At 67.6% G+C, this 18,829-nt stretch carries 20 protein-coding genes and 1 tRNA gene; 15 read left to right on the top strand and 6 right to left on the bottom strand.

Going from position 1 to position 18,829, the window contains the following annotated elements; genetic code table 11:
• Positions 1-24: 24 nt before the first annotated feature.
• On the bottom strand, positions 25-624 hold the full coding sequence (locus tag ACZ50Z_RS15085; protein ID WP_464484273.1) for a 5-formyltetrahydrofolate cyclo-ligase: 600 nt from the start codon (positions 622-624) through the stop codon (positions 25-27).
• Between the two features lie 76 nt (positions 625-700).
• Here ACZ50Z_RS15085 and ACZ50Z_RS15080 point away from each other — a divergent pair, with 76 nt between their 5' ends.
• The 5 genes from ACZ50Z_RS15080 (at position 701) to ACZ50Z_RS15060 (ending at position 5,031) form a co-directional block, all read left to right on the top strand.
• Entirely contained in the window at positions 701-1,612 is a 912-nt protein-coding gene (locus ACZ50Z_RS15080; RefSeq protein WP_464484272.1) for a UTP--glucose-1-phosphate uridylyltransferase, read from the top strand.
• A gap of 75 nt (positions 1,613-1,687) precedes the next feature.
• Positions 1,688-2,977 (top strand): molybdotransferase-like divisome protein Glp, encoded by a 1,290-nt coding sequence (gene glp / locus ACZ50Z_RS15075; protein ID WP_464484271.1) that lies wholly within the window; start codon positions 1,688-1,690, stop codon positions 2,975-2,977.
• Between the two features lie 20 nt (positions 2,978-2,997).
• Positions 2,998-3,651, top strand: a complete 654-nt coding sequence (locus ACZ50Z_RS15070; RefSeq protein ID WP_464486253.1) for a GNAT family N-acetyltransferase — start codon at positions 2,998-3,000, stop codon at positions 3,649-3,651.
• A gap of 201 nt (positions 3,652-3,852) precedes the next feature.
• Positions 3,853-4,908 carry a divisome protein SepX/GlpR gene (sepX, locus tag ACZ50Z_RS15065; RefSeq protein WP_464484270.1) on the top strand — a complete coding sequence of 352 codons (1,056 nt, stop codon included), beginning with the start codon at positions 3,853-3,855 and terminating at the stop codon, positions 4,906-4,908.
• A gap of 50 nt (positions 4,909-4,958) precedes the next feature.
• A tRNA-Ala gene (locus tag ACZ50Z_RS15060) sits at positions 4,959-5,031 on the top strand.
• A 78-nt stretch (positions 5,032-5,109) separates the two neighbouring features.
• Here ACZ50Z_RS15060 and ACZ50Z_RS15055 read toward each other — a convergent pair.
• The 3 genes from ACZ50Z_RS15055 to ACZ50Z_RS15045 form a co-directional block, all read right to left on the bottom strand.
• Positions 5,110-5,352, bottom strand: coding sequence for a hypothetical protein (locus tag ACZ50Z_RS15055; protein ID WP_464484269.1), 243 nt, complete (start codon positions 5,350-5,352; stop codon positions 5,110-5,112).
• 48 nt (positions 5,353-5,400) lie between these two features.
• Positions 5,401-6,093: a hypothetical protein gene (locus ACZ50Z_RS15050; RefSeq protein ID WP_464484268.1), complete on the bottom strand. Its 693-nt coding sequence runs from the start codon at positions 6,091-6,093 to the stop codon at positions 5,401-5,403.
• A gap of 74 nt (positions 6,094-6,167) precedes the next feature.
• Positions 6,168-7,397, bottom strand: coding sequence for a cytochrome P450 (locus tag ACZ50Z_RS15045; RefSeq protein ID WP_464484267.1), 1,230 nt, complete (start codon positions 7,395-7,397; stop codon positions 6,168-6,170).
• A 199-nt stretch (positions 7,398-7,596) separates the two neighbouring features.
• Here ACZ50Z_RS15045 and ACZ50Z_RS15040 point away from each other — a divergent pair, with 199 nt between their 5' ends.
• Both ACZ50Z_RS15040 and ACZ50Z_RS15035 read left to right on the top strand, forming a co-directional pair.
• Positions 7,597-8,103, top strand: coding sequence for a formate dehydrogenase (locus ACZ50Z_RS15040; protein ID WP_464484266.1), 507 nt, complete (start codon positions 7,597-7,599; stop codon positions 8,101-8,103).
• 214 nt (positions 8,104-8,317) lie between these two features.
• Positions 8,318-10,111, top strand: coding sequence for a CocE/NonD family hydrolase (locus ACZ50Z_RS15035; RefSeq protein WP_464486252.1), 1,794 nt, complete (start codon positions 8,318-8,320; stop codon positions 10,109-10,111).
• Between the two features lie 40 nt (positions 10,112-10,151).
• Here ACZ50Z_RS15035 and ACZ50Z_RS15030 read toward each other — a convergent pair whose 3' ends face one another.
• Complete coding sequence (locus ACZ50Z_RS15030) at positions 10,152-10,760, bottom strand: TetR/AcrR family transcriptional regulator (protein ID WP_464486251.1); 609 nt, start codon at positions 10,758-10,760, stop codon at positions 10,152-10,154.
• A 92-nt stretch (positions 10,761-10,852) separates the two neighbouring features.
• Between ACZ50Z_RS15030 and ACZ50Z_RS15025 the strand changes: the two genes are divergently transcribed.
• From ACZ50Z_RS15025 to ACZ50Z_RS14990, 8 genes are all read left to right on the top strand, one after another.
• Complete coding sequence (locus tag ACZ50Z_RS15025) at positions 10,853-12,022, top strand: aromatic ring-hydroxylating oxygenase subunit alpha (RefSeq protein ID WP_464484265.1); 1,170 nt, start codon at positions 10,853-10,855, stop codon at positions 12,020-12,022.
• 76 nt (positions 12,023-12,098) lie between these two features.
• The gene (locus ACZ50Z_RS15020) at positions 12,099-13,232 is read left to right on the top strand and encodes a M28 family peptidase (protein ID WP_464484264.1); all 1,134 of its coding nucleotides are present in this window, start codon (positions 12,099-12,101) and stop codon (positions 13,230-13,232) included.
• 122 nt (positions 13,233-13,354) lie between these two features.
• Positions 13,355-14,371 carry a GHMP family kinase ATP-binding protein gene (locus ACZ50Z_RS15015; protein WP_464484263.1) on the top strand — a complete coding sequence of 339 codons (1,017 nt, stop codon included), beginning with the start codon at positions 13,355-13,357 and terminating at the stop codon, positions 14,369-14,371.
• The gene (locus ACZ50Z_RS15010; RefSeq protein ID WP_464484262.1) at positions 14,359-14,976 is read left to right on the top strand and encodes a D-sedoheptulose-7-phosphate isomerase; all 618 of its coding nucleotides are present in this window, start codon (positions 14,359-14,361) and stop codon (positions 14,974-14,976) included. Before ACZ50Z_RS15015 ends, ACZ50Z_RS15010 begins: the two co-directional genes overlap by 13 nt.
• Before the next feature lie 8 nt (positions 14,977-14,984).
• On the top strand, positions 14,985-15,539 hold the full coding sequence (locus tag ACZ50Z_RS15005) for a D-glycero-alpha-D-manno-heptose-1,7-bisphosphate 7-phosphatase (protein ID WP_464484261.1): 555 nt from the start codon (positions 14,985-14,987) through the stop codon (positions 15,537-15,539).
• A gap of 229 nt (positions 15,540-15,768) precedes the next feature.
• A complete protein-coding gene (locus ACZ50Z_RS15000; RefSeq protein WP_464486250.1) occupies positions 15,769-16,719 on the top strand; it encodes a GNAT family N-acetyltransferase in 951 nt (316 codons plus the stop codon).
• Positions 16,720-16,775: 56 nt separating this feature from the next.
• Positions 16,776-17,462 carry a DUF5642 family protein gene (locus tag ACZ50Z_RS14995; protein WP_464484260.1) on the top strand — a complete coding sequence of 229 codons (687 nt, stop codon included), beginning with the start codon at positions 16,776-16,778 and terminating at the stop codon, positions 17,460-17,462.
• A 27-nt stretch (positions 17,463-17,489) separates the two neighbouring features.
• Entirely contained in the window at positions 17,490-18,140 is a 651-nt protein-coding gene (locus tag ACZ50Z_RS14990) for a DUF5642 family protein (protein ID WP_464484259.1), read from the top strand.
• A 59-nt stretch (positions 18,141-18,199) separates the two neighbouring features.
• Here ACZ50Z_RS14990 and ACZ50Z_RS14985 read toward each other — a convergent pair whose 3' ends face one another.
• Entirely contained in the window at positions 18,200-18,796 is a 597-nt protein-coding gene (locus ACZ50Z_RS14985; RefSeq protein ID WP_464484258.1) for an alpha-ketoglutarate-dependent dioxygenase AlkB, read from the bottom strand.
• Between the last annotated feature and the right edge of the window lie 33 nt (positions 18,797-18,829).

The raw sequence follows: 18,829 nt of genomic DNA, 5'->3' as shown, positions 1-18,829 counted from the left end.
GTGACGTGTCTCATTCCCGACATGTCAGTGCGAATCGAGGGCGATCAGACCTTGCCGCGGCGTGAGGGCATGGGTCATGGGGACGTCGTGCGGACCGGACGGGATCTCGTCGAGCAATTCCGCATCGCGGACGAGCGCGACCAGTGGCGCTCGGGGGTCGCGGTCGCCCAGCGAGCGGTCGTAGAAACCCCGGCCGCGACCCAACCGCACGCCGCCGCGGTCGACGGCCAGCGCCGGCACCAGCACCAGGGCGGCTTCCGCCAGGGCCGACGCCGGCAGCCACGGCTGCGGGGGCTCGAGCAATCCCCACCGGCCGGTGGTCAGCGTGCCGGGCCGGTATTCGCCCCAGGACAGCGGCAACGGTGTGTTGTCGGCGGTGGTGCGCGCAACGGGCAGCAGTACTCGTCCGGCGCGCCGCAGCAACATGTCCAGCAGCTCGATAGATCCCGGCTCGGTGCCCACCGGGACGTAGGCGCAGACCGTGCTGCCGCTGGCCACAACGCTTCCCGGGGCTTCCAGTTGTTCCCGCAGCAGGTCCGCCTCGGTGGCCCGAACGTCATCGGCAACGCGGCGCCGGGCCGCGAGTAGCTGTTCGCGCAACGCGGCCTTGCCCGTGGTTGCCATGCGTCAACCATGACAGCCGGGACTTTGCCCGCGCCACATCGACTCGGCAACGAGGATGCGGGTTATCGTGTGAACAATGTCATGCCCAAACGTGGTGGTGCCACGCACGGCTGTGGTGCCCGCCGCCGGTCTCGGTACCCGCTTCTTGCCGGCGACCAAAACGGTGCCCAAGGAACTGCTGCCGGTGGTCGATACCCCGGGCATAGAGCTGGTCGCCGCCGAGGCGGCCGAGGCCGGCGCCGAACGCCTGATGATCATCACCTCCGAGGGCAAGGACGGCGTCGTCGCGCACTTCGTCGAAGACCTGGTGCTGGAAAGCACGTTGGAGGAGCGCGGCAAGACCGCGATGCTCGACAAGGTCCGCCGCGCGCCGCGACTGATCAAGGTCGAGTCCGTCGTGCAGAGCGAACCGCTGGGGCTGGGCCACGCGATCGGGTGTGTGGAATCGCGGCTGTCCGACGACGAGGACGCGATCGCGGTGCTGCTGCCCGACGACTTGGTGCTACCGACCGGCGTGCTGGGCACGATGTCGAAGGTGCGGGCCCACTACGGCGGGACCGTGTTGTGCGCCATCGAGGTCACTCCCGAAGAGATCAGCGCCTACGGGGTTTTCGACGTCGAGCCGGTGCCCGACGATGACAACCCCGACGTGCTGCGGGTCAAGAGCATGGTCGAGAAACCCAAGGCCGACGACGCGCCATCGCTGTTCGCCGCGGCGGGACGGTACGTGCTCGACCGCGCCATCTTTGACGCGTTGCGCCGCATCGAGCGCGGGGCCGGCGGCGAAGTGCAACTCACCGATGGAATCGCGCTGCTGATTTCGGAGGGCCACCCGGTGCATGTGGTCGTGCACCGCGGATCTCGACACGACTTGGGAAATCCTGGCGGCTACCTCAAGGCTGCGGTTGACTTTGCATTGGATCGTGACGACTACGGCCCGGATTTGCGGCAATGGTTGGTGGCGCGATTGGGCCTGGCCGAGCGGTAGCCCGGCCGGCGGGCCGCCCGTCGTCTGGCATTGAGGGCGACGCCCGTCAGGGCATCGAGGGCAGAGAGGCGCGCTGTGCGTTCGGTGGAAGAGCAGCAGGCCCGGATCACGGCTGCCGCGGTGGCCCCGCGGCCCATCCGTGTGGCGATCGCCGAGGCGCAGGGGTTGATGTGCGCCGAAGAAGTGGTGACCGAACGCCCGATGCCCGGTTTCGATCAGGCCGCGATCGATGGCTATGCGGTGCGCAGTGTCGACGTCCTCGGGGTCGGCGAGGTGGGCAACGACAGCCTCCCCGCGCCGATCGACGACTCACCCGAGAACGACGCCCGCGACGGGCTGGTGTTGCCGGTGATGGGCCTCGTCGAGGCGGGTTCGCGCACCCCGAGCCGCTTGCAGCCACGCCAGGCCGTCCGGGTGCAAACCGGGGCCCCGCTGCCCACCCTGGCCGACGCGGTCCTGCCGCTGCGGTGGACCGACGGCGGGACGTCGCGCGTGCGGATCTACCGCGGGGCGCCATCGGGTGCCTACGTGCGCCGCGCCGGCGACGACGTCCAACCCGGTGACGTCGCGGTGCGCGCCGGAACGGTGATCGGCGCAGCCCAGGTCGGGCTGCTGGCCGCGGTCGGTCGTGAACGGGTGCTGGTCCATCCGCGACCGCGGGTCACGATCATGGCGCTGGGCGGCGAGCTGGTCGACATCTCCCGCACCCCGGGAAACGGGCAGGTCTACGACGTCAACTCCTATGCGCTGGCGGCGGCGGCCCGCGATGCCGGTGCCGAGGTCAACCGCGTGGGCATCGTCGGCGGCGGTCCCAAGGAGCTTCGTGACATCGTCGAGGGCCAGATCAATCGCGCCGAGGTCATCGTCGTCGCCGGGGCGGTCGGGGGCGCCGCGGCCGAGGTGGTGCGCTCGGTGCTCTCGGAGCTCGGCGAGGTCGAGGTCGTGCGGGTCGCGATGCATCCCGGGTCCGTTCAGGGCTTCGGCCAGCTGGGCCGCGAGGGGGTTCCCACGTTCCTGTTGCCGGCCAATCCGGTGAGCGCGCTGGTGGTCTTCGAAGTGATGGTGCGCCCGCTGATCCGGTTGTCGCTGGGCAAGCGTCAGCCGATGCGCCGCATCGTGCAGGCCCGCACCCTGTCGCCCATCACGTCGGTGGCCGGGCGCAAGGGTTACCTGCGCGGCCAACTGATGCGCGACCAGGAGAGTGGGGAGTATCTGGTACAGGCCCTCGGCGGCGCACCGGGCGCGTCGTCGCACCTGCTGGCCACCCTGGCCGAAGCCAACTGCCTGGTGGTGGTGCCCAGTGGCGCCGAGCAGATCCGCACGGGCGAAATCGTCGACGTCGCCTTCCTGGCTCAGCGCGGCTGAGCGGAACGACTGCGTCCATGGTGAACCTGTTGCGCTCCACTTCTCGTCATCCGGGTTGGCCGATGAGCGTTGGGCCACTGCGGGTTCCGGCCGGGGTGGTCCGGCTGCGGGCAGTGCGGCTGCGCGACGGCGCGCAGTGGAGCCGCATCCGGCTGAGCGATCGCGCGCATCTGGAACCGTGGGAGCCCAGTTCCGAGGGTGACTGGACGGCCCGGCATGCCGTCGCCGCCTGGCCGGCGCTGTGTTCCGGCCTGCGCGCGGAGGCGCGGCAGGGACGGATGTTGCCCTACGTCATCGAACTCGACGGGCAGTTCTGCGGCCAGCTGACGGTCGGCAACGTCACCCACGGCGCGTTGCGGTCGGCGTGGATCGGCTACTGGGTGCCGCGCTCGGCCACCGGCGGCGGGGTGGCGACGGCGGCCTTGGCGCTGGGGCTCGATCATTGCTTCGGGCCGGTGATGTTGCACCGGGTGGAGGCCACCGTGCGCCCGGAAAACGCCGCGAGCCGGGCCGTGTTGGCAAAGGTGGGGTTTCGCCAGGAGGGCGTGTTGCAGCGCTATCTGGAAGTCGACAAGGCGTGGCGCGATCACCTGTTGATGGCCATCACCGTCGAGGAGGTCTCTGGATCGGTGGCATCGGCGCTGGTCCGTGCCGGTAACGCAAGTTGGGCGTGACCGCCGCCGATTGATTGCGCATTTCGGTGACGCTCCGAAGAGACCAAATTTATGCCGATTTGGGACTAGCGCGACACGAGTGACTCGTGGTGCTTGTGGGAGGCAAATTACAGGTGTGTAATTGTCCTGGTCGTCATGACCCGGCCGCGTTGGCCACCGATGGGCTTCGCGGGGGATGAGAACCACAGAGAGCAGGTCATCATGCCAAGCATCCCGCAGTCATTGTTGTGGATATCGCTCGTGGTGCTGTGGCTGTTCGTCTTGGTGCCGATGCTCGTCAGCAAACGTGACGCCGTGCGGCGCACCAGCGACGTAGCCTTGGCGACCCGAGTCCTCAACGGCGGGGCCAACTCCCGGCTGATCAAGCGCAGCGGTCCGGCCGCCGGCCACCGCAGCGATCCCGACTGGCAGCCGCCGGAAGACTCGGCCGACACCGACCTGGACGAGGAGCACTCCGGGGACGATGACCGGGAGATGGACGACGACGCCGACACCGACGAGCTGAGCCGCCGGCGCCCGGTGGTCATGAAGATGGCCGTCGCCGAAACCGCCGAGGAGCCGGACTATCTTGACGTCGACGTCGTCGAGGATTCGGCCGCACTTCCGGTGGGGGCCAGCGGTTCTGCGACCGGAGACCTCGACGACGAACCCACCGGGCCCGTCGCGGACGACGTCGACACCGAGGCCACCGAGGCCGTCGCCAAACACGACGACGAGGACCGCTACGAATACGTCGAGGACTCGTCCGGATTGGAGCCCGCCGCCGACGCCGACGACGCCGACGACGAGGTACCCGCACCACTTCCGCGCAACGCCGCCCGGAGGCGCCGCCTCGACGCCAAGACCGCCGCCGCGGTCAGCGCCCGCAAGTACGCGTTCCGCAAGAAGGTCTTGATGGCGATGGCGGTCTTTTTGATCGGCTCGGCCACCGCGGCGTTCAAGGTCTCGCCGAGCGCCTGGTGGGTGTGTGGCAGCGCGATCGGCATCACCCTGCTGTACCTGGGTTACCTGCGCCGCCAGACGCGCATCGAAGAGAAGGTGCGCCGCCGCCGTGCGCAGCGGATGGCGCGGGCGCGCCTCGGCGTCGAGAACGCCTACGACCGCGACTACGACGTGGTCCCGTCGCGGCTGCGGCGCCCCGGCGCGGTGGTGCTGGAAATCGACGACGAGGACCCCGTCTTCGAGCACCTGGACTACGCGATGGCGATGCGGACCTACGGTTGGCCCCGGGACTTGCCGCGCGCCGTCGGCGAATAGTGCTCGCGTTTCGGCGGTGGGTGCCGCGGCTGGTAGCCTGCTAGCGATCAGGGGCTATGGCGCAGTTGGTAGCGCGACTCGTTCGCATCGAGTAGGTCAGGGGTTCGATTCCCCTTAGCTCCACAAAATACGGCCCAGCGTCTTTGATGGCTTGTCCAGCGGTCGGACGAAGTCGCGTTCTCCGAAAGCAGAGTGAAGCGCTCAGCGTCCCGCGGCGCGATCGTCGTCGAACCCCTCATCCCAGTGGACCCATTCGGGCAGCGGGGTATTGGGCATGGTGCCGTGCGCGCACGCTTCGTAGCCGGATTGGCCGGCGTACTCCTTCCACCGTGGGTCCAGTCGATTCGCTCGTGAGCGTCTGACGCCCCGGGTGATCGGGGCGACCGTACCACCGACGATGAACGCGATCACCGCAACCTTGAAGACCAGCAATAACATCGCCATAGTCTTGCTGGACTCCTAATGCTTTGGGTGGCTTGGTGATTTCACCGGCTAATACACCTGACTTCCGTGCGGCGAGAGCCGGAAGCCGTGCGTCACACGGCGGTCCCAACCCATGTTTTGGAGCTCGCATGCGAGCAGATCATCGGTGCCTGCTGCACATACCGCATCGTTCACGCTCTGATCGCCGGGACGACCGCCCGGAACCACGATCTTTTGTCCTGTCGCCAGCAGGTGGTAACTCGCGGGATCGACGTTTTTCCGATCCGTGGGCCCGTCCATATATGTTTCTTGCTCCTTGAGGTCGCCGTGGCTGAAGAACGAATACACCGCCTCCTCAGGTGAAACAGGTCCGGTGGTGATCGGCGCGAGGCTTCCCTTTTCGAAGCGCCACTGAGAGACCCTCGCGGAGTTGATATTTGGGGGCACCCCTGGAAGCGCTCCCCAGCAGTCGATTGCCGCGCCGTATTGGAACGAGTGCGGGCCGTCATAGATCCGGCACCGCACGCCGCTGCTCGTCCTGAACTGCACTCCATTCCACCCGTAAGTCTCGAAGGTGTGATAGTCGAGCATGTTCACCGGCTTGTAGTCGTCGAAATTGACCGCCGGCGGATTGGTGCAGCATGCAGGTTTCTGATGACACGCCGCCACCCCCGCAGCGGCGACGAGTACCGTCCCGGCTGCCACGACAACGCCACGCATATCGATGCACCTCCCGGCTGAAGTGGGCACAGCCTCGATCACCGACCACTACCTTTTGTCGCTCAACACCACCATTAAGCGACAACGCATGACGCGACGCCAATCACCACAAGCCGTCAGGTGCCGAAGGCGATGGGGAGTGTCTCCGGACCGCTAAGTCCGACGACCGGCTTCCAGGGCGACGGCCCGGCCTTGCGCGGGCTGGCGATTCGACGAGTGACGGCTTTCAGCGCTTCGGCGATTTCGCGCCGCGCCAGGTTCGCGCCGAGACAGTAGTGCACGCCGGCGCCGAAATTGAGTACGGGCGGCAATCCTTCGCGGGTGATGTCGAATCGGTTGGGGTCGTCGTAGGTCGCCGGATCGCGGTTGGCCGCAGCGGTATTCGCGAAAACCAGCGTTCCCTGGGGGAAGTGGACCCCGGCGAGTTCGACGTCCTCGGCCACGACGCGTAACAACGATGTGGCGATCGGGGAATGACGCAGGGTCTCCTCGACGGCGGTCATCGCCAACTCGGGGGCGTTTCGCAAGAGCTCCCATTGGCCGGGGTGCTCGCAGAGCACCCCGATGGATGCGGCCACCTGGTTGCGCGTCGTGTCTGTGCCCGCGAGGAGCAGGGCCGCGGCGAGCATGCGCAACTCCCCGGCGTCGAGTCGGTCCCCGTCGTGCTCGGCGCGGATCAGGTCGGAGAGCAGGTCGTCGGTCAGGGTGTGGCGGCGCCGGGCGATCATGTCGTCGACGTAGTCGTCGAGTTCGCCCCAGGCGCGCATCACGGCTGGCTCGTCGTCGGCGGTGAAGGTGAAGTTGAACGCCTTGAAGATATCGTCGGCCCACAGCGAAAACCGTTGCCAGTCTTCCCGGGGCGCGCCTAGCAGGGCGCAGATGACGGGCACGGGATAAGGACGCGCGATGTCGGTGACGACGTCGCAGTGGCCCCGGCGGCTGATCGGTTCGACGAGCTCGTCGATGACCTCGGTGATCGTGGCGTGCAGGCGGTCGACCGCGCGGGGCGTGAACGCCTTCGACACGACGCCGCGGACACGCTGGTGCTTGGCACCCTCCATGCCCAGCAACGAATTGACGACCTTGTCCCAGAGCGGGCCGGAGGTGATGCCCTGTACGGCGAGGATGTAGCCGGGTGGGATCTGAAACCGACTGTCTCGCAGCAGAGTTCGCACATGTTCGTACGAGAGCACCTCGGGGCCGTAGGGCCCCAGCGCGATCGGTGCGAGTCGCTGCGCCGCCAACAGTTGCGGATAGACCTGCTCGGGCGTGGCGGTGGCGACGTCGTACTCGATGGTCGGCAAGCCCGCATCGAACACGCTCGGGCTGGAGATGCTGACGGGCATTCGCCCCCTCCGTATCAGCTTTGGGCCGGATAAGCGGCAGTTGGCTGTCACTTCGTCCGATCTTAAGCCATCGCCCCAGCGCCCGTTCCGGACGAATCGGAGGCGTCTCGAGCCGGTGACGGTACGGCGTGTCGCGGTTTCGCGGCCAGCCAGTTCTGAGACCGTTGGACATACTCGCGATGCAACGCAAGGAGGCGGCGTGAGCCCGACTCAGGTTTTCTTCGTGTCAGCTCTCGTCGTCATGCTGGTAGTCGCAATCGCGGCAATCAAGCTCTCCGGAAAGCTGTTCCACCCTGAAGCGACCCTGGCGATTGTCTTGACGGTGATTACCGTCGCAGGCTGGGTCTGGCGGATGCCACGCGGCTGGTTCACGATCTCGCAAATCGCTTGGCGCTACCGGTTGAAGACTTCTCAGGTCTGCGAAATCGCGGACAAGCTCGGTATGACGACCTTCAACCGTGGTGCGCTGGTCGCGCCCTCCCAGCGGAAGAAGATGCATCCCGAGCTGATGCGTCTGAAGAAGCGCAAGGCGGTGCGCGAGCCGAGGGCGCCGAAAAACACCCGATTGGCCTACCAATGCTCAGCCGGGCCGCCTGATTTCCTGGGCGAGGCCGAACGCTTGCAGTTCTCCGACGAGGAGCTACTGCGACATCTACATCCGAGCATTGCCCATGTGGTGGCAGACGTCGAGGACGAGGCGGTCTGACGAAATCAGATAAACCCCGTAGGTCCCACCGAGGGCGGTGCTCTAGATTCTCTGAGTGATTCGCGGCGACGCCGCCGCGGGTTCAGGGGGAGCTTTGCCAATGGTGAGATCGAGGACCACTCTGCGATCCAGGCGCAAACCTGCGCGACGCGTCCGCAAGACCAGCCCGTCGCCGTTCACACCGGAGTGGACGCCGCCCCCGGCCACCTACGGCGTGGGCGTGCGGCACAACGTCGCCGTGCCGATGAGCGACGGTGTCGATCTGCGGGCCGATATCCACTACCCCACGGTGCCCGAGACCGGACGCGCCGCCGAGGGCCCGTTTCCCGTCTTGCTGTCGATCACGCCCTACGGAAAGAAGGCGCCGCCGCCGGCCGCGCAGATCGGCGGCGGCGCGGCCCCCTACCTGATCAAGCGCGGCTACATCGAGGTGATGGTCGACGTTCGCGGGACCGGTTCCTCGGGCGGGTCGTTCGAGATGTGCGGCGAGCGGCAGACGCAGGACGGGGTCGAGTTGGTGCAGTGGGCGTCGACGCTGCCCAACACCAACGGCCGCGTCGGCATGGTGGGGCTGTCCTACCTGGCGATCAACCAGCTGTTTACCGCGGCCGCCGTCGGCCCGGACTCGCCGCTCAAAGCGATCTTCCCGGTGATGGCCGCCCGCGATTTCTACCGCGACGCCGCCACCATGGGCGGCGTCCCGCACCTGCACGCGGTGCGCGGATACGGGTCGGTCTACACGCTGCTCAACGTGGTCAACCCGACGCTGGAGTGGCTGGCCCGCGGCGGCCACGAGCGCCCGCGCTCCGGCGGCCTCGCCGCGGTTCGCCAGCGTGGACGCGACCAGCGGCGCTACTTCCGACCCCTGATCGCCGAGGTGGTCGCCGGCGGCGAGACCGCCTACGACGGCCCGTTTTGGGACGCGATGAGTCCGGGGCTGGTCCTCTCCAAGGTCGCCGCCAACGGCGTCGCGACCTTCCTCGTCGGCGGATGGCACGACGCGTTCCAGCGCGGGGCCCCGCTGAACTACGCGGCGCTGCAGAACGCGGCCGTCGGCCGGCCGGACGACGCACCGATGGAACCCGGCCAGCCGGTGTCGGATCGAATCCGATTGATGATGGGCCCGTGGTATCACGTGTCGAACCACGGCGGCCTGCACCTTCCCGCGCTGCAGTTGCGCTGGTTCGAGCATTGGCTCAAAGACGATGCGCGCGCGGCGATTTCGGGAAAGCCGCTGACGTTCCAGGCGATCGGAAGCTCGAACTGGTATCGCGCCGACAACTATCCGCTCGCCGAGGCGGCGCCCACCCGCTTCTACCTGTCCGACGCGGGTCGGTTGAGTTCGGATGCCTCGCCGCAGACCAGCGTGGCGCCGCTCACCTATGTGGCGCGCGGACCCCTGTCCGGTCGCAGCCTGGAGCAGTGGTCGCTGGGGTTGAGCAGCTTCATGTTCTCCCAGCGCGGCCGCACCATCCGCTACGACCAGGACAACCGCCGTTTGCAGCGCGGGGCGCTGTGCTACACCACCGAGCCGTTCGGTCAGGCGAAGCTGGTGGCCGGGCCGATCGCACTGACCGTCCACGCGACAGCCACCACCACCGAGACGGTGTGGGTCGCCCACCTCGATGCGGTCGCCCCCGACGGCGCCAGCCGCCCGCTGACCCAGGGCGCCCTACTCGGCTCGCACCGAAAGCTCGACCCCGACCGCACGTGGTATCTGCCCGATGGCACCGTTCTGCGCCCGCAGCACCTCAGCACCCGAGCGGCCGCGCAGCCCGTCGTGCCCGGGGAGCTCACCCGCTATGACGTCGAAATCTTTCCGACGGCCGCGTTGATCGACGCGGGCCACCGACTGCGCCTGACGATCACCACCTATGACTTTCCGCATCTGGTGCCCAGCAAGCCGGCCCGCCGAGCGTTGGTGGGCGGGCGCTATCAACTGCACCAGGGCGGGCCGACGCCGTCGCACCTCCTCGTCCCGTTGGCAGACCCGGACGACCTGAGCTGAACGGGTCGCCAAACGTGACCCGCGATTCACGGGCAGGTAGCTAGCGTTCGACGGCGGCGTGGGCCCGCACCGACGGTGCGATCCAGTCGTCGAGAAACCTGCGCAACTCCAGGCTGGTGCGCGGTGGGCGACCCGGATCCACGATGAGTGACTGCAGTGTGCGCAGCATGACCTCGACCAGTTCGTCGAACCTGCCGTCGGCGAAACCCGCTGCGGCCCAATTGACCTCGAATCGCCGCAGGATGGAGCGGCCGAACGAAATGGCCATGTCCGAGGTCACGCCCGCGGTGAACGCGCTGGCCTTGCCGGGCTGGAACACCAGGCTCAGGTACTTGTCGTGGGCGAGTTGTTCGAAGGTGTACGCGATCCCCTCCACCACCGCCTCGGTGGGGTCGGTGATCGAACCCAGATGCGCCGCAAGCCGATCCAGAAACCCGTCGACCGACGACAGCGCCGCCGCGCCCAAAAGCGCCTCGTGGGTGGGGAAGTACCGGTAGATCGTCTGCCGGGTCACGCCGAGCGTCGACGCGACCTCCGAGACGCTCACCGTCCCGCGCTCGTCGATCGCCCGTCGCGTCGCGGACAGGATGCGCGCCACCGCCTCATCGTCATCGGCCGGGATGTCCCCCGACCAGCCGTGCCGGCGCATGGCGTGATCGTCGCACACGTCAGCCCCCGACCTTGACAATACAAACGATAGTGATTGTATGGTCCAAACGAAACCCGGCGAAGGAGACGAGGGTGACGACGATCGACCGCCCGGTGAGCGGCACCGACGAGACGTTGACGCGGCGGGGCCTGCGCCACGCCCTGGAGAAGACGACCGACTTGGCCGAGCGGGAACTGCGGGTGCCGCTGCACTACTACCGCGACCCCAAGATCACCGAAATCGAGGAGTCGCAGATCCTGCGCCGGGTGCCGCTGGCCATCGTCCCGTCGGCGCAGGTGGCGAACACGAACGACTACGTCGTGCGCTCGGTGCTCGGTGACTCGCTGCTGGTGACCCGCGACCGCTTCGGCGCCAGCCACGTCTTGCTCAACTACTGCCGGCACCGGGGCGCGATGCCGGCCTGCGGCTCGGGCAACGCCTCGCGCTTCGTGTGCCCGTACCACGCCTGGACGTATAAGAACACCGGCGAACTGTTCACCGTCCCGGGCAAGGCCGGCTTCGACTCGATGGACACCAAGGACTACGGCCTGGTCGAGCTGCCCTCCGAGGAGCGGCACGGCTTCATCTGGGCGGTGCTGATCGCCGGCGCGACCATCGATCTGGACGCCCATCTCGGCGATTTCGGCGCCGAGCTGGCGCTGTGGAACTACGGGTCCTACGGCTATCACACCGAGCGCGAATTCGTCTCCGACGTCTCGTGGAAGGGCGCCCTGGAGGCGTTCGCCGAGGGCTACCACTTCCCGTACGTCCACGGCGAGAGCCTGATCGGGCAGAACACCCTGGCCAACACGATGGTCTACGACGAATTCGGCAAGCACCACCGGATCGGGTTTCCCTTCACCTGGATCACCAACGCGCACACCGATCCGGCGGCCTCGCTGGACCCCGTGGCGAACATGGGGGTGATCTACTGGGTGTATCCGAACCTCATCCTGGCCAACAGCCCGGTGGGGGTGGAGATCATCGACATGCTGCCCGCCGGCGAGCCGACCCGGTGCACGGTGCGCCACTCGTGGATGGGGCGGATCCCCGCCACCAACGACGAGATGAGAGCGGCCTACGACGCGGTCTTCGAGGGGGTGCACGCGGCGGTTCGCGACGAGGACTTCGCGATGCTGCCCCAGTGCGGCGAGGGCGTCCGGCACGGCCAGCACGACCACATGATCATCGGCCGCAACGAAATCGCCGTCCAGCACATGATCAAGGTGTTTGCCCAGGAACTCGGCGTCGCGCTCGCCTGACGTCATTGGGGTGTTGGGCGTAGCCGCAGGCCACCGCGGGTACTGATCCTCTGAACCCGATGACGGAGAGGATTCCATGGCGCACCCGGACCGCGACGCCACCGACCACTTGCTGCAGGAACTTCTGTGGACCTATGGACCGTGCGGGCAGGAGGACGAGGTCCGCGCCGTCATCGCCCGCGAACTGCGGCCGGTCGTCGACGACATGTGGACCGACGACGCCGGAAACCTGATCGGCTACGTCGCCGCCGACGCTTCGGGCAACGACGCCGGCGCGCCCGACCACCGCCACCGCACCGAGGCCATACCGGGCACCGCGACGCGGGTGATGGCGCACATGGACGAACTGTCGATGATCGTCAAGCGCGTGGAATCCGACGGCACTCTGCACATGACGCAGCTGGGCACCATGTACCCGGGCAACTTCGGGCTGGGCCCGGTCGCCGTGCTCGGAGACAACGAAACCCTCACCGCGGTACTGGCTCTCGGCTCCGAGCACACCACCCAGGAGAGCCCGCGGATCTGGGAGACGAAACCCGACCAGGGCGACCGCGCGCTGGACTGGCATCACGTGTACGTCTTCACCGGCCGCAGCCCCGACGAATTGGCCGCCGCGGGTGTGCACGCCGGCACCCGGGTGTGCATCGAGCGCAGCAAGCGATCCGTGGTCGAGATCGGCGATTACGTCGGCGCGTACTTCCTCGACGACCGCGCCGCGGTCACCGCGCTGCTGGCCGCCGCCCGCGTGCTGCGCGAGCGCGACCAACGACCTGCCGATGACGTCTACCTCGTGTTCACCACCAACGAGGAGATTGGCGGGGTGGGGGGCACTTACGCCAGCGCCACGCTGCCCGGCGACCTCACGCTCGCCCTGGAAGTCGGCCCCACTGAGCGCGAATACGACACCAGCGTCGCCGGCGGGCCGATCATCGGCTACAGCGACGCGTTATGCGTCTATGACAAGGACGTCGCCGACCGGTTGCTCAAAATCGCGACCGATCGGGGGCTCTCGCCACAGCCGGCCGCGCTGGGCGCATTCGAATCCGACGCGTCGCACGCCAAGGCCAGCGGGCTGACCGCGCGCGCCGGCCTGCTGTGCCTGCCCACGCTGAGTACCCACGGCTACGAGGTCATCGCTCGCAGTGCGATCGACGACATGGCCGCGATCGTGGTCGATTTCGTGCTGGAGCCCGCCCGAAAGAACTGCTGAAAACCCGACAATCGTGCTGGTCAGCCTGTTAGTCTGGCGGCGCTTCCGGACGCAGAACGATGGGGTTGGCACGTGGCACGCGTGGTCTCGCAGCTGGGCGATCCGCTCGACAGAGATTCCCCATGACACGCCCACGAATCCGCGCACGAGCGCCGCTGCGGATCTCGTTCGCCGGCGGCGGCACCGACGTGCCGCCCTTTCCGACGACCGAAGGTGGCTGCGTCCTGTCGGCGACCATCGATCGCTACGCCCAGGGATCGCTCGCCCCGCGCACCGATCGCAGGGTCAGCATCGAGTCGGTGGATTTCAAGACCACGCACGAGATGACGCTCGACAGCGAAATTCTCTACGACGGCAGCCTCGATCTCATCAAGGCCGCGGTGCGCCGGTTCGGCCGTGACGGCACGGACGGCTACGACCTGGTTCTGCGTTCCAGCGCCCCGCCCGGCTCGGGGCTGGGTTCGTCGTCGACGATGATGGTCGCGCTCACCGGCCTGCTCGCCGAGCACTACCGGGTGCCCATGGGTGAATACGAGACCGCCCAATTGGCGTGTGCCATCGAACGCGACGACCTGGGCATCGCGGGGGGCATGCAGGACATGTACGCCGCGACGTTCGGCGGATTCAACTTCATCGAGTTCACCGACCGCGTGATCGTCAACCCTTTGCGGATCCGCGACGAGACCGCCTTCGAACTCGAACTCAGCCTGCTGCTGTGCTACACCGGCATCACGCGGGACTCCGCGCGCGTGATCGAGGACCAGACACGGCGCGCCACAACGGGTTCGGATGACACCCTGGAAGGGCTGCGGGCCCAGAAGGACTTGGCGGTCGCGATGAAGGCCGCGCTGCTGACAGGCAAGCTGAACGATTTCGGGGCGCTGTTGGGCGAGGCGTGGATCCAGAAGAAACGCATGTCGCCCTACATCACCAACGAGCGCATCGACGACCTTTACGAGCTGGCACTGAAAAACGGAGCGCTGGGCGGAAAGCTCACCGGCGCCGGTGGCGGAGGATACATCCTGCTGTTCTGCGACTTCGCCAAAAAGCACCGTCTCATCGAAGCGCTCGAGGGCGCAGAGGCGAGTATCACCGAATTCGCCTTCGAGAGCAAGGGTTTGACGACATGGCAGGCATGACCGGCTCGGACGCGGTCTCGCCCAGTGCGGAGTTGGTCCAGCAGCGCCTGGCCGAGACCATCGCGGTCAAGCAGCAGATGCAGCACGGCGATGTCGCCGCGCAGGCCGTCGAGGTGGCGCGTGCGATGATCGGCTCGCTGCGCGCCGGTGGAAAGGTGATCTTCTTCGGCAACGGAGGGTCGGCGCAAGACGCCGGGCACCTGGCGGCAGAGCTCATGGGCCGCTTCGCATTTGACCGTCCCGGTCTGGCCGCGATCAGCCTGCCCGATGCGACGGCGGCGATCACGGCGATCGGCAACGACTACTCCTACGACGAGGTGTTCGCCCGCCAGGTCCTCGCCGCCGGGCGGACCGGGGATGTGGTGGTCGGGCTGACCACGTCGGGGAACTCTCCCAACGTCGTCCGTGCGCTCGAGGTCGCCGGTCAGGCGGGGATGACGACCGTCACGCTCACCGGCGCCAGCGGCGGCAAGGTGGCCGGCGTCGCCGAGATCTGCATCCGGGTTCCCAGCGAGGACACCGCGCGGGTGCAGGAGGCATGCCTGCACCTGGGCCACTCCATTTGCGAAATGGTCGAAGCGGCACTGTTTCCCAGGCCGTCGTGACATCGACGATGGCCCCCGTCGATTTACGCAAGGTGCGCACCGTCTTCCTGGACCGCGACGGCACCATCAATGTCAAGGCGCCCGAGGGCGAATACATCCGATCACCGGCCGAGTTGGCGCTGTTGCCCGGCGCGGCCGCGGCCTTGGCCGCCCTGAACGCCGCGAGCGTGCGGACCGTGCTGGTGACCAACCAGCGATGGCTCTCCGAACCCGATTCCGAGCCAACGCATTTCGCCGCCGTCCAAAACCGCCTGCAACAACTGCTCGCGGACGAAGGCGCCCGGATCGATGCCGCTTACCACTGTCCGCACGCGGCGAACAGTTGCGACTGCCGCAAACCCGGCACCGGCATGCTGTTGCGCGCGGCGGCCGAACATGACATCGATTTGACCGAATCGGTGATGATCGGCGACAGCGACATCGACATGAGGGCGGGCAGGGCGGCGGGAACGGCGACCATCTTGGTTCGCCCCGGCGGCGCGGCATCCGCCGACACCGACATCGTGGTCGACGACCTCGCCGACGCCGTCGGGCTCATCTTGGCCGCCCGAGCGGCGCTTTAGTTCGGTTCATGAACACGCCGCGGATCCTTGCCGCGGCCGCAACCTGCTCATAACCTGGGCAACATCCGACCGCGTCCAGGAGTCTCGGGCCTGGCGCACCAGACGAGGGCAAGCAGGCGGGGCAGGTCATGGCACCATCGCGACGCGCAGGGCGGTCTCCCGATGGTGCGGGCGGCGGTCCGTAGCGGTGGCCGGACTGACCGGCGCCCGGGTCGACGAGCTGGCGACGATGGACATCTTCAAGGGATGTCCCGCCGAAGACCTCGCGCCGTTGGCGGGCCGCCTGCAGCCGTTGCGCGCCGCCGCCGGCGAGGTGCTGATGCGGCAGGGCGAGCAGGCCGTCTCCTTCCTGCTGATCTCCTCGGGTACCGCCGAGATCAAACACGTCGGTGACGACGGCGTGGTGATCGTCGAGCACGCGTCCCCGGGCATGATCGTCGGCGAGATCGCCCTGCTGCGCGACATCCCCCGGACCGCGACGGTGACCACCGCCGAACCGCTGACCGGTTGGATCGGTGACACCAGGTCCTTCGCCAGCATGGTGCACATTCCGGGCATCACGGCGCGACTGTTGCGCACCGTGCGCCAGCGCCTCGCCGCGTTCATCACGCCGATCCCGATTCGCGTTCGAGACGGCACGCTCCTGCTGCTGCGTCCCGTGCTTCCCGGCGACAGCGAGCGCACCGTGCACGGACACGTCTACTTCTCCAGCGACACGCTGTATCGGCGCTTCATGACCCCGCGTCTTCCCACCCCGGCGTTGATGCACTACCTGTCGGAGGTCGACTACGTCGATCACTTCGTGTGGGTGGTCACCGACGGCACCGACCCGGTGGCCGATGCGCGCTTCGTGCGCGACGAAAACGACCCGACGGTCGCCGAGATCGCCTTCACCGTCGCCGATGCCTATCAGGGCCGCGGCATCGGCACCTATTTGATCAGCGCACTGTCCATCGCCGCCGATGTCGGCGGTATCGAAAAGTTCTCCGCGCGAATGCTTTCCGACAATGGACCGATGCGCGCGATCATGGACCGCTACGACGCCGTCTGGCAGCGCGAAGACATCGGCGTGATCACCACCGTGATCGACGTGCCGCACCCGCGCCACCTGCCGTTCGGCCGTGACGAGGCCGAACAGATCCGGCGGGTGGCCCGGCAGCTGATCGAGGCGGTCGGCTGAAACCGGCGCTGGCGTGGGGGAGACGCTATGGCGGTGTCGTGTGCTATCAACTCCTCATGTGGCCGTTCGGGATTGGCCCGGCGGTGACTACCGCGCTCGCGTTGGCCGTCGCCGGCTGCGCTCATCCACCCGCGCCCAAACCGCCGGCCGTTCCGGCAAAATCGCCGCCGGGCAACGCCGCCGTCAACCCCGCCAACATCAAACGGATCATCCGTGACCTACCGCCCGGTTACGAGGTGAGCACCGCAATCCCCAGCGCGGCCTCGCCGAGGGTGATCTGGAGTCTGGGCGACGACCTGCAGTCCAAGCCGGCCAAATGCGGGACGCTGGCCGACCCCGGGAGCGGGCGCGACCAATCGGCGCAGGGCGTGTCGGGCTCGGGCAGCGGCGGCATCCTCAACGCGGTGGTGGTGACTTTGCCGGGGCCGGTGGATTTCCCGGAGGACCTGCTCACCACGTGCGCCCACTGGTCGGAGACCGCCGGGAAAACCGTGGTGCATGTCCACCTCACCGAGGCGCCGCACGTCGACGGTGCCCCGACCGTCGGCATGGTGGCCGACGTCAAATCCTCGGTCGAGTCGGGTACCGAAATAGATTCCCGCGTCTACACATTCACGGCGTATCTGGGCAACTACTACGCGTTCACCGCGCTGACCACCGATCCAGGTTCAGCGCTTCCGGTGCTGCCGCCGCAATTCGCTGCGGATCTGCTCACCAAAACGGTGTCCACGTTGCGCAGCTGAACCATCCGCTTGGGTAGATTGGCCACGATGTCCAAGATGTTGCTCGCGCTCGCGGCCGTCTGCGTCCTGGCCGGCTGCTCGTCGGCCACACACGAGACGAAGGTCGACATCAACAAGGTCGTCGACGTCAAGTCCAGCTTCGGGCCCGATTTCAAGGTCAACGACATCAGCGAGCGGGGAATCGATCCCAAGCTTCTCGCCGGGCGGAAACTGCCCGACGGCTTGACGTTCGACCCGGCGAACTGCGCGAAAGTGGCGGCCGGGCCGGACATGCCGGCCGACCTGCAGGGCAACATGTCCGCGGTCACCGCCGAGGGCCGCGGCAACCGGTTCGTGGTGATCGCGCTGGAGACCTCAAAAGCGTTGCCTGTCAACGACCCCGGGAAAGACTGCCAAAAGGTGACCTTCGCCGGCCCGCAGATGCGCGGCGGTGTCCAGGTGGTCGAGGCGCCGCAGATCGACAGCACCCGCACGCTGGGCGTGCACCGCGTCATGCAGGCGCTGACGCCGAGCGGTCCGCGCACCGGTGAGTTGTTCGACTATTCGGCCTCTTTCGGCGACTACCAGGTGATCGTCATCGCCAACCCGCTGGTGATTCCCGATCACCCCGTCGTCCCGGTCGACACCCAACGCGCGCGCGACCTGCTCGTCAAAGCGGTGTCAGCAGTGCGCACCTAACCTTTCAGCTTGATGGCGGCGGCCCGCTGCGCCCGGCTACGCCGCGCTTGCGACCGCCGCTAACGCACGCCGCGCGGCCGGAACTGGATGCTCACCCGAGGACCGACGGGTGCCGCCGTCTTGGGCACGGCGTGCTCCCAGGTGCGTTGGCATGACCCACCCATCACCAGCAGATCTCCGTGCGCCTGCGGCAGCCTCAGCGACGGGCCACCGCCGCGCCGGCGCATCGCGAACGCGCGGGTGGCGCCCAGGCTGACGATCGCCACCATGGTGTCCTCGGAACTGCTGCGGCCGATCGTGTCCCCATGCCAGGCGACACTGTCGGAACCGTCGCGGTAACAGCACAACCCCACCGTGGTGAACGGCTCACCGAGCTCGCCGGCGTAGATGTCGTTGAGCCGCCGCCGCAACCGGACCAGCATCGGATGCGGCGGATCATCGGCGGTGAGGTCGTGAAAGCTCACCAGCCGCGGCACGTCCACGACGCGGTCGTACATCTGCCGGCGTTCCTCGCGCCACGGCACCGTCGACAACAAGGCGTCGAGCAGGTCATCCGCGTCGGTCAGCCAGCCGGCACGGATCTCGATGAACGCGCCGTCACCGAGTTGCCTGCGCTCGGTGTGCTGGAACAGGGAGCCTTGGACCGCAACCTCCACGCGAGCCAGTTTATCGCACATCCGTTCGATCGC

The organism is Mycobacterium sp. NTMscope_MAC_269, assembly GCF_976985695.1.
This window is presented reverse-complemented; position numbering and strand designations above follow the sequence as displayed.

Excerpts from the sequence above, each read along its gene's own strand:
- ACZ50Z_RS15085 (WP_464484273.1), bottom strand. The coding sequence starts at position 624 with ATGGCAACCACGGGCAAGGCCGCGTTGCGCGAACAGCTACTCGCGGCC.
- ACZ50Z_RS15080 (WP_464484272.1), top strand. The coding sequence starts at position 701 with ATGTCATGCCCAAACGTGGTGGTGCCACGCACGGCTGTGGTGCCCGCC.
- sepX (WP_464484270.1), top strand. The coding sequence starts at position 3,853 with ATGCCAAGCATCCCGCAGTCATTGTTGTGGATATCGCTCGTGGTGCTG.
- ACZ50Z_RS15055 (WP_464484269.1), bottom strand. The coding sequence starts at position 5,352 with ATGGCGATGTTATTGCTGGTCTTCAAGGTTGCGGTGATCGCGTTCATC.
- ACZ50Z_RS15045 (WP_464484267.1), bottom strand. The coding sequence starts at position 7,397 with ATGCCCGTCAGCATCTCCAGCCCGAGCGTGTTCGATGCGGGCTTGCCG.
- ACZ50Z_RS15030 (WP_464486251.1), bottom strand. The coding sequence starts at position 10,760 with ATGCGCCGGCACGGCTGGTCGGGGGACATCCCGGCCGATGACGATGAG.
- ACZ50Z_RS15020 (WP_464484264.1), top strand. The coding sequence starts at position 12,099 with ATGGCGCACCCGGACCGCGACGCCACCGACCACTTGCTGCAGGAACTT.
- ACZ50Z_RS15015 (WP_464484263.1), top strand. The coding sequence starts at position 13,355 with ATGACACGCCCACGAATCCGCGCACGAGCGCCGCTGCGGATCTCGTTC.
- ACZ50Z_RS15010 (WP_464484262.1), top strand. The coding sequence starts at position 14,359 with ATGGCAGGCATGACCGGCTCGGACGCGGTCTCGCCCAGTGCGGAGTTG.
- ACZ50Z_RS15005 (WP_464484261.1), top strand. The coding sequence starts at position 14,985 with ATGGCCCCCGTCGATTTACGCAAGGTGCGCACCGTCTTCCTGGACCGC.
- ACZ50Z_RS15000 (WP_464486250.1), top strand. The coding sequence starts at position 15,769 with ATGGACATCTTCAAGGGATGTCCCGCCGAAGACCTCGCGCCGTTGGCG.
- ACZ50Z_RS14995 (WP_464484260.1), top strand. The coding sequence starts at position 16,776 with ATGTGGCCGTTCGGGATTGGCCCGGCGGTGACTACCGCGCTCGCGTTG.
- ACZ50Z_RS14990 (WP_464484259.1), top strand. The coding sequence starts at position 17,490 with ATGTCCAAGATGTTGCTCGCGCTCGCGGCCGTCTGCGTCCTGGCCGGC.